General features: G+C 73.4%; 12 protein-coding genes. 3 read left to right on the top strand and 9 right to left on the bottom strand.

The features are described from left to right. The first annotated feature begins 407 nt into the window (after nucleotides 1-407). From AB0K37_RS35755 to AB0K37_RS35745, 3 genes are all read left to right on the top strand, one after another. Complete coding sequence (locus tag AB0K37_RS35755; RefSeq protein ID WP_363988821.1) at nucleotides 408-698, top strand: CD225/dispanin family protein; 291 nt, start codon at nucleotides 408-410, stop codon at nucleotides 696-698. A 3-nt stretch (nucleotides 699-701) separates the two neighbouring features. Continuing rightward, complete coding sequence (locus tag AB0K37_RS35750) at nucleotides 702-1,175, top strand: DUF2752 domain-containing protein (RefSeq protein ID WP_363988818.1); 474 nt, start codon at nucleotides 702-704, stop codon at nucleotides 1,173-1,175. A gap of 278 nt (nucleotides 1,176-1,453) precedes the next feature. Continuing rightward, nucleotides 1,454-1,930 (top strand): GNAT family N-acetyltransferase, encoded by a 477-nt coding sequence (locus tag AB0K37_RS35745; protein WP_363988815.1) that lies wholly within the window; start codon nucleotides 1,454-1,456, stop codon nucleotides 1,928-1,930. 257 nt (nucleotides 1,931-2,187) lie between these two features. Here AB0K37_RS35745 and AB0K37_RS35740 read toward each other — a convergent pair whose 3' ends face one another. The 9 genes from AB0K37_RS35740 to AB0K37_RS35700 form a co-directional block, all read right to left on the bottom strand. Continuing rightward, complete coding sequence (locus tag AB0K37_RS35740) at nucleotides 2,188-2,997, bottom strand: crotonase/enoyl-CoA hydratase family protein (RefSeq protein ID WP_363988813.1); 810 nt, start codon at nucleotides 2,995-2,997, stop codon at nucleotides 2,188-2,190. 78 nt (nucleotides 2,998-3,075) lie between these two features. Continuing rightward, a complete protein-coding gene (locus AB0K37_RS35735; protein WP_363988810.1) occupies nucleotides 3,076-3,567 on the bottom strand; it encodes a metallophosphoesterase family protein in 492 nt (163 codons plus the stop codon). Nucleotides 3,568-4,003: 436 nt separating this feature from the next. Continuing rightward, nucleotides 4,004-4,711 carry a hypothetical protein gene (locus AB0K37_RS35730; protein ID WP_363988807.1) on the bottom strand — a complete coding sequence of 236 codons (708 nt, stop codon included), beginning with the start codon at nucleotides 4,709-4,711 and terminating at the stop codon, nucleotides 4,004-4,006. A 232-nt stretch (nucleotides 4,712-4,943) separates the two neighbouring features. Continuing rightward, on the bottom strand, nucleotides 4,944-5,747 hold the full coding sequence (locus AB0K37_RS35725; RefSeq protein ID WP_363988805.1) for a hypothetical protein: 804 nt from the start codon (nucleotides 5,745-5,747) through the stop codon (nucleotides 4,944-4,946). Between the two features lie 32 nt (nucleotides 5,748-5,779). Next, nucleotides 5,780-6,835 (bottom strand): 2-hydroxyacid dehydrogenase, encoded by a 1,056-nt coding sequence (locus AB0K37_RS35720; RefSeq protein WP_363988802.1) that lies wholly within the window; start codon nucleotides 6,833-6,835, stop codon nucleotides 5,780-5,782. Continuing rightward, nucleotides 6,836-7,444, bottom strand: coding sequence for a histidine phosphatase family protein (locus AB0K37_RS35715; RefSeq protein WP_363988799.1), 609 nt, complete (start codon nucleotides 7,442-7,444; stop codon nucleotides 6,836-6,838). It abuts the gene before it with no gap. Continuing rightward, complete coding sequence (locus tag AB0K37_RS35710; RefSeq protein ID WP_363988796.1) at nucleotides 7,441-8,916, bottom strand: FGGY family carbohydrate kinase; 1,476 nt, start codon at nucleotides 8,914-8,916, stop codon at nucleotides 7,441-7,443. The genes AB0K37_RS35715 and AB0K37_RS35710 overlap by 4 nt, the downstream gene beginning before the upstream one ends. Beyond that, on the bottom strand, nucleotides 8,913-10,424 hold the full coding sequence (locus AB0K37_RS35705; RefSeq protein WP_363988793.1) for an FGGY-family carbohydrate kinase: 1,512 nt from the start codon (nucleotides 10,422-10,424) through the stop codon (nucleotides 8,913-8,915). Before AB0K37_RS35705 ends, AB0K37_RS35710 begins: the two co-directional genes overlap by 4 nt. 46 nt (nucleotides 10,425-10,470) lie before the next feature. Continuing rightward, complete coding sequence (locus AB0K37_RS35700; RefSeq protein WP_363988791.1) at nucleotides 10,471-11,568, bottom strand: sugar ABC transporter permease; 1,098 nt, start codon at nucleotides 11,566-11,568, stop codon at nucleotides 10,471-10,473. Nucleotides 11,569-11,676 lie beyond the last annotated feature (108 nt).

The following is an 11,676-nucleotide window of genomic DNA, read 5'->3' as shown; positions in this document are numbered from 1 at the left end:
TGTTCTTACTTTATCAGATCCGCTCGGACTGTCAATTCCGGGCTTTTCCGATCCGCCATTCCGATTCCGCTTGCGCGGTTCCTTCCCGGCGGTGTCGCTATTTCATCAGATCCGGCTCGATTGTCAAAATCGAGCCTTTCCGACCCACCACGGCACGGCACGGCCGACACGACGAAGCCGTGTCGGCTGGTTCGCAGGTGGTTTCCCCATCGTTCGGCCGGCCGCCATGCGGGCGTCCTGCATCCGTGTGGGGACGAGGGGTTAACTTACGCGGTCGGAGCGCCCGCGTCAAATCGGCGCCCCGGTCAGATGCTCTTCCGCAGGTTGCAGAGGATTGGGGGAACCCGGGGTGGCCTGTCACCATCTATCTAAGTAGATCACCCAGCCCAAGCAGGAGAGGTACCAACATGGCCTACCCGCCCGCCCCGCCGCCGCCCCCGAGCTCCGGCGCCGGCTCTCCGCCCCCGAACCACCTCCCGTGGGCGATCGCGACCACGATCCTGTGCTGCCTGCCCGCAGGCGTGGTGTCCATCGTCTACGCCGCCCAGGTCAACTCCAAGTGGTCGGCGGGCGACCAGGCCGGTGCGATCAAGTCCTCCAACAACGCGAAGACCTGGGCGATCGTGTCCGCGGTCCTCGGCGTGATCGTCGGCGCCATCTACTTCTTCATCGCCATGGCGGGGAACAGCGGCAGCTGACCCATGACGGATGAGTCCCGGCCCGTCCCGCTGCCGCGGGGCGGGCCGGTTCCCGAAGCACCGGACGGTTCTCGACAGCCCCTCGCCGTCCGGCTCCTGCGGCCCGGCGGGGTGCTGGTCCTCAGCGTCGCGGCCGTCCTGTACGTCGCCGCGGTCGACCCCAACGAGGCCGGGCACTATCCGACCTGCCCCTTCCTCGCCCTCACCGGGTTCCAGTGTCCAGGCTGCGGATCGATGCGCACCGTCCACGCACTCGCCCACGGGCATCTCCAGGAGGCGTTCGGTCTGAACGTGCTGACCGTCGCGATGCTCCCGGTTCTGGCGTTCTTCTGGCTCCGTTGGGCACGAGCCCGCGCTCTGGATCGTCCGGTGAGGACGAAGGTGGCGCACCCCGCGGTGATCTGGGCCCTGTTCGCCGCCATCCTTCTCTTCTGGCTGATCAGGAACCTCCCGGTCGGATCTGCCCTCGCCGCCTGACCACCAGCGGCCAAGGACCGGGCGCTCCCGCCGCCCCGGTTGGCGCCGTCCACCGCACCGTCTGTGAGCTCCGCAGCTGGCCCAAGCCCCCTCCGTATCACCACGCGCGCCCGCTGACAGTCAGCTCAGCGGAGCGGTTCTCGGCCGGACCAGACGTGGTGTCGCCACCTCCTGGCGAGCCATGCCGGGCACTCCATGGTCCTCGGCTCCTCGGTGGAGCGTGCTGGGTCGAAATTCGCTCGCGCAGGACCTCGCCCGGAGATCACACTCTGTGCGTGATGGAAGTAGCCCTGAGTCCCCTGGACGAGCCCGCACTGGCGCGGCTGCTCGACGCGGCCGTGGTCGGCGCGGATCCTCTGGAAGTCATGCCTCCGGTCATTGGCCCGCCCGGCTGGACGCCCGAGCGCCGGGCGGCGTTCCTGGAGTTCCACCGGGCGAGATGCCTGAACCCGGCGACGGCGGTAGAGCGCACGTGGGTGGTCGATGTCGACGGGGAGGCGGTCGGGGCGGCGCGCCTGCAGCCCCGCGGGGACGCGGTGGAGGCGGGCATCTGGTTGAGCCGCGCTTCCCGGGGCCGCGGGATCGGCACGCGGGTGACGGCGTTGCTGCTGGCCGAGGCCCGGTCGTCCGGAGCGGCAAGGTTCCTCGCATCGACGACGACCGGCAACCACGGCGCCCGCGCGTTGCTGGCGAGCGCGGGCGCCGTGCTCACCGCTGAAGGGGACGAGGCGACCGCCGAGCTTGCGCTCACCTGAAGTCCGTCTCGCGCCGGCCCTTACGCATGCGTCCATGCTCGACCGTGAAGAAGCATTGAGAGACTCTCTGCAAGAGGCAGGACCGCGGGGGCACGGCGACGGCCACCGGAGATATACGTGTCCCTTTGCGGCGGTGTCCGCTGCTGCACGATGTCCTAGCTGGTCTGGCATACGAACCTGACGGCCCCACGGGGGAACTCACCGCCACCAGCGGTGGCGGTGTGGCTTCGCTGGCGGGGTAGGCGTTGACGGGCGTGTCAGGCCGGGTCGGTGAAGGCGGGCGGGCGCTTGTCGAAGTAGGCGCGGACGGCCTCGACCTGGTTGGGGCTTCCGCGCAGGGCGCCGAGGGTCCGGGACTCCTCCAGGAACTGGCCGGCCAGGTCGGTGTCGGCGGCGCGGTTGAGCAGGCGCTTGGCTCCGCGGACGGCGTCGGGGCTGTTGCCGGCGATCTCGCGGGCGAGCTCGGTGGCGGCGGCGCGCGGGTCGTCTGCGGTGCGGGTCGCCAGGCCGATGCGGACGGCGTCCGCGCCGGAGATCATGCGGCCGGTGAAGGTGAGCTCCTTCGCGACGTCCTCTCCGACAAGGCGGATCAGCGCGGCGGTGCCGGTCATGTCGGGCACCAGGCCCCAGCGGATCTCCAGGACCGAAAGGCGCGCGTCCGGGGCGACGATCCGGATGTCGGCGCCGAGCGCGATCTGCAGGCCGCCGCCGAGGGCGTGCCCGTGGACGGCGGCGATGACGGGCTGCGGCAGCTCCCGCCACACGTGCACGGCCTGCTGCCCGAGGTTGGTGATGCGTCCCGGCTCGCGCGCGGTGATGTCGCCGGCGCGCCGCCCGGCGCCGTCGCCCGCCATGGCGGCGAAGTTGGCGAAGTCCAGTCCCGCGCAGAAGGCGCGGCCCTCCCCCGACAGGACCACGGCCCGGACGGAGCCGTCGGCGGCGAGGGCGTCCCCGGTGCGGGCGAGCGCCTCGAACGTGGCCAGGTCGAGGGCGTTCAGCTTGTCGGGACGGTTGAGCCGCACGTCGGCGACCCCCTCGTGGACGTGCACGGTGACGCGGTCGGTCATGGCGGGGGGTTCCTCTCATCCTCGCGGTTGTCTCCGGGGGACGATTCCATGCGGCACCCGGCCGGTCGTGGGCGCGGGTCAGGTCACGGGGACGATCCGCGCGTCGGTGAGCCGGCCGCCGTCGATGTCCAGGAGCCCGAGGGTGCCGTGCGGCTGGCGGCGCCGGTCGGTCGGCGACCCGGGGTTGAAGATGCGGACGCCGTCGCCGGTCTCGTCCAAGGGGATGTGGGAGTGCCCGAACACGACGAGGTCGGCGCCGGGGAACCAGCGCCGCAGCCGGGCGGTGCGGCCCTTGGCCTGGCCGCTGTCGTGGACCATCGCGACGGCGAGGCCGTCCAGGTCGAGTTCGAGGCGTTCGGGCGCGCCCCACTCGGCCACGTCCGGCCCGTCGTTGTTGCCGAGGACGGCGTGGACGGGCGCGTACTCGGCCAGCTCGTCCAGGACGGACGCGACGCACACGTCGCCGGCGTGCAGGATCACGTCGGCGTCCCGCAGGTGCTCGGCCACCCGCGGCGGGCACGACTTCCAGCGCCGGGGCGCGTGGGTGTCGGAGATGGCCACCGCTCTCATACGCCCATTCTCCCTCAGAGGCCACAATGGGCCGGAGGCGGATCGACATCGGCGGTGAGCGCGCCGGAGCCGTACGTGCTGCCTGGCACCGGCCGCGGGGTGTTCCGGGGGAAGCCCGAACGCGCGGTCGTCCTGCTCGGCAAGTTCGTCGCGCGGGCCGCCGCGAGTAAAGGTGAGTGATTTTGCCACGGCGGGCCTCGGACACGTGTGGGAAACAACTGTAAACACGCAGTCATTACTCAGGGCTGAACTGCGGAGTTACGCTCGAATTCCTCGCGATCGTCCAGAAGGATTCGGCCGCACGCCCCCGGTCGTTCTTCCCGACACGGCGACCCAGCACCGCGAGGGCACAGTGAGGGCGGCCGGGCCCGAGGAGGATGATCACTCCCTTGCACCGGCCCCGGACCCGGCCGCCTCTCCGCACGCTCGCCCGGGGCTAGGGGGTCAGGTAGAGCTTGCGGTCGAAGACCCCGGAGCCCGGCGTGCTCTCACCGCGGGCGATGGCGGAGCCGCTGCCGGTGCCGTTGGACGGGCAGAGGCCGCTGCTTCCCGTCTGCCGCACGAGCGTGATGTCGTCGGACCTGCCCTGCGCGTCGTCCCGGTCCGGCAGCGGGCGGTTCGGGTTGTCGCGGTTGTAGACGTCGAAGCGCAGACCGTCGGCGCCGCCCGTCCGGAATCCGTAGTAGCAGGTGACGGTGATGCCGAGGATCTTGCCTTCCATCTTGAAGCGAAGGCCGCCGTTGATGGACAGGACGCCGTCCCGGCCGCCGGAGACCGGGGCGTAGGCGACGCTCCCGCTCTTGTCGGGCATCTGGCCGAGGTCGAGGTCGGTGGGCGGGGAGCTGAGGCCGTTGGAGGTCCGGCACGCGCCGATCGACGCGGCGGTCAGCTCGCCCGCGCCGGTGGACTGGACGGTGCCCTGCAGTTCGGCGCCGTCGCAGGAACCGGTCACCTTCAGGCCTAGGTAGTCGACGGAGAACGCGAGCGCCCCGACGGTGGCGACCTGCCAGTTGCCGGAGTAGGGGGCTCCGGTGGCGGTCTCCTGGCGGATCGTGGTGGTGGCGGCGGACGCGGCGGGCGCCGTCAGGGCCAGCGCGGCGGAGGCGGCCGCCAGGGGTGCGGCCAGCCTGATGGGAGCCTTCACGGGGTTTCCTCCTCGGGGAGAGGGATTTGATTTTTTCTACCCGAGTGGCCGTGAAATGCAAGACCCTTCCAGCCGGATATCGACAGTCTAGAGAATTCCGCTAAACGAGGGCCGCGGGATGCTAAGCCGACCGTGATATCGACTGTGGAGTCAAGCACTTTGTGCGCAGAAATGGGAGGGCGCGCGGCCGGGACGGGAGGTATGGACGGAACCCGGCCGCGCGCCTGTCCTGTCAGTGGAACACGGGCGTCATCGCGTAGACGCGGTTCGGCTTGTTGTAGCCGAAGAAGACGCGGGTGCCGCGGCCTGCGGGCGCGACCGCCAGCCCCTCGCTCTCCCCGGTCAGCGGGATGTGGATCGCTTCGAGGATGTTCCCCGCCCGGTCCAGCACGGTGATGGCGTTGTTGGTGTAGTACAGGACCTTGTCTCCGGCCATCTCCAGGCCCTGCGGGACGCCCTGGTAGCCGAGGTCGAAGGTCGAGCGGACGGTGCCGTCGAGGTCGGTGAACGCGAACACGAAGGGGCCCTGGTCGCCCGGTCCGGCGTGCACGAGCAGGCCGTCGCGCCGGTCGTCGACCGCGACCAGGCCGGAGTTGCCGAGCGCGCCGAAGTCGATGGTGCGCACGACCTCGGGCTCGCCGCTCCAGTCCACGACGTTGACCTTGGTCGGGTTCTTCCCGCCGCCGGTGGCGACGTAGAGAAGCCCGCCGCGGTCGACGCTGATCTCGGCGGCGTGCCCGACGGCGAGCGGCGCGCTCTCCTTGAGGGTGGTGCCGTCGCGGTCGTACTCGCGGATGACGCCGTGGCCGCCGCCTATGTCGAAGCCGACGTAGAAGCGGCCGCGGCGGTAGGCCAGGCCCTGCATGTTGTCGGTGTGGGGGACGTTGAACAGCAGGTCGAAGGTGTACGTGCGTCCGGCGGCCGCGGCGGGGCGGGCGCCGGCCAGGGCGGCGGCTCCGGCGAGCGTGGCGGCGCCCGCGAAGCCGAGGACTCTGCGGCGGGTGAGAGCTGCCTCGCCGAGTCCGGGTCCGTGCATCGTGCCTCCTTGGGTGGGGGGTGGTGGGGAGGTCAGGGGCCGGCGGGCCGGGGGGCCAGCACCTCGGGATTCGCGCAGTGCAGGAGCGCCTCGCCGCGCAGGTGGCGGCCGACGTCGGCGGCGAGGATGCGGGCCGCGTTGGCGGCGGTCTGCTTGCTGGCCCCGGCGAGGTGCGGCGTGACGATGATGTTCGGGGTGGTCAGCAGCCGCGACCCGGCGGGGATCGGCTCCTCGGGGAAGACGTCGAAGGCGGCGGCGAACAGGTGGCCGGACTCGGCGGCGTCGCAGACGGCCTCGTAGTCCAGCAGCGACCCGCGCGCGCAGTTGACGATGATGGAGCCGGGCGGCATCGCGGCGATCTGCGCGGCGCCGATCATCCCCGTGGTCTGCGGCGTCGCGCGGGCGTGCAGGGAGACGATCTGCGCGCGCGCCAGCAGCTCGTCGAGCGGGACGAGCTCGGCGATGCCGGTCAGGTCGCCGAGGTCGTCCAGGTACGGGTCGTGGACGAGCACGCGGGCGCCGAGCGCGGCGAGGGCCCGGGCGACGCGGCGGCCGACGGCGCCGCAGCCGACGAGCCCGGCGGTGCTGCCCTGGATCTCGATGCCGACGTCGTCGTAGCGGTAGTAGTCGCCGCGCCACTGCCCCGCCATCAGGTCGACGTGCGTCTGCGGGATGCGCCGGACCGCCGCGAGGATCAGCCCGAGGGTGTGCTCGGCGGTGGCGCCGGCGTTGCGGCCGGGCGCGAAGCAGACGGCCACGCCGTGCTCGGTCGCCGCCTCCAGGTTGGCGTTGACGGGCCCGCCGCGGCTGATCCCGAACAGCCGCAGGTCCGGCGAGGCCTCCAGGATCCGCCGGGTCAGCGGGGCCATCTGGGTGACGCAGATCTCGGCGCCGCGCAGCGCCTCGATGAGCTGCTCCTCGGTCCCCGAAGCCTCGTCCACCTCCGCGACGCGCCCGAACGGCTCCACCGGCCACGGCAGGGTGACCTCCGAGAACGCCAGGTCGGCGGGCGCCTCGGCGCGCAGGGCGTCGATGAGCAGCTCGTTGCGGACGAAAAGGTCACCGGCCGCGAGCACGCGGGTAGTCATTCATCGCTCCAGTGGGGTGTTGAACTCCAGGAGGGCGGCCTCGCCGTCCCGGAGCCGGATCTCGGTCAGTGCGCAGTTGCCCAGCGACGGGAACCGCCGCCGGTAGTCCTTGAGCGGCACCCCCAGCAGCCGGCACAGCGCGAGCCGGATCGCCGTGGAGTGCGCGACGACCAGGACGCGGCCGCCCTGGTGCAGGCGGGAGATGTCGTCCAGGCAGGCGGTGAAGCGGCGGGCGGCGGCGGCCGGGTCCTCGCCGCCGGGAAGGTGCGCGGCGACGGGGTCGGCCAGGAAGGCGCGCAGATCCTCGGGGAACTTGCGTTCCATCTCCGCGCGGGTGAGCCCCTCGCCGTGCCCGAAGTCCAGCTCCCGGAGCCGCTCGTCGACGTGCAGCCGAGCGCCGATCGCCGCGGCGGACGGCGCCGCGGTCAGCCGGGACCGCGACAGGTCCGAGCACCACACCGCGTCGGGCCGGGCCGTGCCCGCCCACGCGGCCAGGGCGCGGGCCTGGTCCAGGCCGCGCGGCGTCAGCGCGACGTCGCTGGTCCCCGCGTAGCGGTTGTCGGCGTGCCATTCGGTCTCCCCGTGCCGGACGAGGATGAGGCGCGTCATCGTGAGGTCCTCTCGCGTGCGTGCGCGGCGGTCTCGGCGGGCAGCCATCCGCGCCGTTCCAGCTCACCGACCAGGCGCAGGTAGGGCGCGTCGAACACGCCGGTCTTCTCCGGACGCGGGTCGATCACCGCCTTGACGGCGACCATCCGCCCGGCGGTCTCGGCGATGTCGCGGCCCGGCGCGGCGGCGAGGACGGCGGCGCCGAGCGCGGGCTCGGCCTGCCGGGGCAGCACGACGGGGCGGCCGAGGATGTCGGCGCGCAGCTGGCACCAGTACCGGCTGCGCGCGGCCCCGCCCGTCAGCGTCAGGTCGCCGCCGGTGGGCGCGCCGAGCAGGTCGAGGTGGTCGAAGCAGAGCCGCTCCAGGTAGCCGACGCCCTGGAGGACGGCGGCGAAGTCGTCGGCCTCGTCGCCCGTGCCGTCCAGCCGGAACCCGCGGGCGTCCGGGGCGAGGAACGGGAACCGCTCCCCCGCCGGGACGAGCGGGTAGGCGAGCGCCGCCGCGGGTTCGTGCCGGGCGGCGCGCCGGTCCAGGTCGGCCAGGTCGCGGCCGGGGAAGTCGCGGGAGATCGCGCCGGCGCCGGTGCTGGACGCGCCGCCGGGCAGCCACCGCCCGTCCGGGGCCTTGTGGGAGTAGACGACGCCGAACGGGTCCTGGACGAGGTCGTCGCTGACGCCTTTGAGGACGAGGGTCGTGCCGAGGACGGAGTTCCAGGACCCGACGGTGAGGCGCCCGGTCCCGAGCTGTGCGGCGCACCCGTCGGTGGCGCCCGCGACGACCGGGGTCCCTTCGGGGAGGCCGGTCGCCTCGGCGGCCGCGGCGCAGACCGTCCCGAGCGGGGTGCCGGACCGTTCCAGGGGCGGGAGCAGGCCGGCGGGGACGCCCAGTGCGTCGAGGACGTCCGCGGGCCAGGCCTCGGCGACGAGGTCCGCCCCGGTCTTGAGCGCGTTGCTGAGGTCGGCGGCCACCGGGTGCCCGGTCAGCCGCCGGTTGACGAAGTCGGCCTGGTGGGCGAGGCGGGCGCCCTCGCGCGGGTGGTGCTCCAGGAGCCACAGCAGCTTGGGCAGGGCCCAGGCGGGCTGCATGCGCTGGTAGCCGAGGGCGCGCCACACCTCGCCGCCGGCCTCGTTGACCCGCTCGACGTGGTCGGCCGCGCGGGTGTCGTCGTACATGAGCGCCGGGGTCAGCGGCCGCCCTCCGTCGTCGGTGAGCAGGATCGTCCCGGACGTGGCGTCGACGGCGACGGCCTGCACCGCCGGCGCCGGGACGTCGCGCAGCGCCTCCCGGCAGGCGGCGCCGACCGCCGTCCACCAGTCCTCGGGGTCCTGCTCGTGCCGGGGGCCGTCCCGCCGCCCGGTCAGCGCCCGGCTGCCGGCGCCCGCCACGTCGCCCGACGCGGTGACGGCGAGCGCGCGCACGCTCTGCGTCCCCAGGTCGACCCCGACCCACACCGCCTCGTTCTGGTCGGTCACCGGGCGCCGCCGTCCAGGCCGGTGCGGGCGCGGGCCGACGCGAGGGCCGGCCAGGCGGGCGCCGTGGCGGAGCGGATCGTCAAGAAGTCCTCATAGGTCTCGGAGTAGTGGGCCGCCCGGTCCGGGTCGGGCACGTGGGTGTCGCCGGCACGGACATGGTCGCCGGCGGCCGCGCGGGCGTCGGCGGCCCGCCCGGTGGCGAGGAGGCCGGTGATGAACGCGCCGCGCGCCCCGGCCTCGCTGTCGGCCGACCGGACGACCGGGACGCCCGTGACGTCGGCCAGCATGCCCAGCCAGACGGGGCTGGCCGAGCCGCCGCCGCTGACCCGCAGCTCGGTGGGACGGGTCTCGGCCGCGGTCAGGCAGTCGCGGACGACCAGGCTGAGCCCCTCCAGGACGGCGCGGGCGACGTGCTCGCGCTCGTGGTGGACGGTGAGGCCGTGGAACGCGCCGCGCGCCTGCGGGTCCAGGAACGGCGCGCGCTCGCCGGCGGGCGACAGGTAAGGCAGGAAGACGAGCCCGTCGGCGCCCGGCGCCGCCGACGCGGCCAGCTCGGCGAGCGCCGCGGGCGCGGCGAGGCCGAGCACGCGGCACGCCCAGTCGACGACCTGTCCGCCCGCGAGCGTCGGGAAGGCCCGCAGGTAGCGGCCCGGCAGGCCCATCGCGACCGTGAGGCCGGACGGGTCGCCGCCCAGCCGCGGGCCGTCGACGACCGTCTCGGTGCACAGCGTCGTGCCGAGGATCGTGCAGGCCTGGCCGGTGTCGACCGCGCCGACGCCGATCGCGGTGGACGCGATGTCGTAGGGGGCGAGGACGACGGGCAGGCCCTCGGGCAGCCCCAGCTCGTCCGCCGCGTCCCGGGTCAGGGGGGCGGCGCGCCGGTCGTCGCCGCGCACCTCGGGCAGGAGCCGCCGCGCCCACTCCATGTCGTAGGCGCGGAGCAGGTCGTCCGAGTAGCGGAGCGCGGCGATGTCCAGGAACGGCGCGGACGCGTCCGAGGCGTCCACCGCGATCTGCCCGGTGAGGCGGGAGAAGATCCAGCCGCCGCAGGTGAGGGACGCCGCCGACCGGGCGAGCCGGTCGGGGTCGTGCTCGCGCAGCCAGGTGAGGATCGCGTTCGGCAGTCCCGCGAAGTGCAGCGACCCGTTGACGCGGAACGCCCGCTCCAGCACGCCGGAGGCCGCCCAGCGCTCGACGGCCGGGGCGGCGCGGCCGTCGTTCCACAGGATCGCCGGGCCGGTGGGGGCGCCGTCGCCGTCCACCAGCCAGCAGCCGTCGCCCTGCGCGGTGAGCGCGAGGAAGTCGACGTCGCCGCCGACCTTCCCGAGCACCTCCCGGACGGCGTCGGCGACGGCCCGCCACACCGCGGCCATGTCCTGCTCGGCGTGTCCCGGCGCGGGCCGGGCGACCTCGGTGGGCCGCCGGGCGACGGCCAGTTCGGCGCCGTCCCCGGCGTACCCCACCGCTTTGATCATCGTGGTGCCCGCGTCGACGCAGACGACCGTCATCGGCTCCCCCGTCCGTTGCGTATCGGTCCCATCCAACCCGTGCCGGTCAGGCGCGGCCGTGCGAGGCGCGCGAGCGGCGGGCGACCGAGTCCAGCGCCACGGCGAGCAGCAGCACGGCGCCGGTGACCATGAAACGGTAGGACGAGTCGAGGTTCAGCAGCGTCAGCCCGCTGGAGATCGACTGGATGACCAGGATGCCGAGCAGCGCCGCGAACGCGTTGCCGCGCCCGCCGAACAGGCTCGTCCCGCCGATGACGGCCGCCGCGATCGCGTTCAGGTTGACGTCGCCGCCGCCGCTGCTCTGGTTGGCCGCCGCGAGGCGCGCCGCGGCGAGGACGCCGCCGATCGCGGCGAGCGTGGTGCACAGGACGAACGCCGAGGCGTAGACCGTCCTGACGTTGATGCCGGCGCGCCGGGCCGCCTCGACGTTGCCGCCGACCGCGTACACGGACTTGCCGTACTTCGTCCGGGACAGGACGTAGTGCGTCACCAGCACGAGCACCAGGAACAGGACGAACATCCAGCCGACGCCGCGGTCCCGGTTCAGGTACCAGACCGCCACGCCGAGGCCGGCCAGCAGGACGGCGCTGCGCAGGATGAGCGTCCGCTCCGTCGTCGCGGGCAGGCCCGCCCTGCGGCGCTGCGCGGCCCGGTTGTGGCCCGTCAGGTACAGCCCGGCCGCGCCGAGGGCGACCAGCGCGTAGGCGAACCACGGCGGGAGGAAGTCGAGCTGGGCGAACGTCACCAGCCGCGAGTCGAACGGCAGGTTGATCGAGCCCTTGGGCCCGAGGATCCACAGCTGCAGGCCGAGCCAGCCGAGCAGCCCCGCCAGGGTGATCACGAAGCTGGGCACGCCGAGCCGGTTGAACACCTGCGCGTAGAACCAGCCGAGCGCGACGGCCAGCGCCACGGCGGCGACGATCGCGAGCCAGGACGGCCAGCCGTGGTCGACGAACAGCACCGCGACGACGGCGGCGCTGAGCCCGCTGACCGACCCCACCGACAGGTCGATCTGCCCGACCAGCAGCATGAACATCACGCCGAGCGCGATCACGCCGACCGGCACGCACTCCAGCGCCAGGTTCACCAGGTTCGCGCTGGACAGGAAGACCGGGTTGAGGATCTGCATCACGGTCCAGATCACGATCAGCCCGCCAGAGAGCCCTGGCACAGGCCGGCCCGGTACAGGACCGAATGGCCCCGCCATGCGAGCGGAGTGGGCGGGGCCTTTCGCGCGGAACTCACCGGGATT

The sequence above is a fragment of the Actinomadura sp. NPDC049753 genome (assembly GCF_040674655.1).
In the GTDB taxonomy this organism is placed as follows: domain Bacteria; phylum Actinomycetota; class Actinomycetes; order Streptosporangiales; family Streptosporangiaceae; genus Spirillospora; species Spirillospora verrucosospora.
This window is presented reverse-complemented; position numbering and strand designations above follow the sequence as displayed.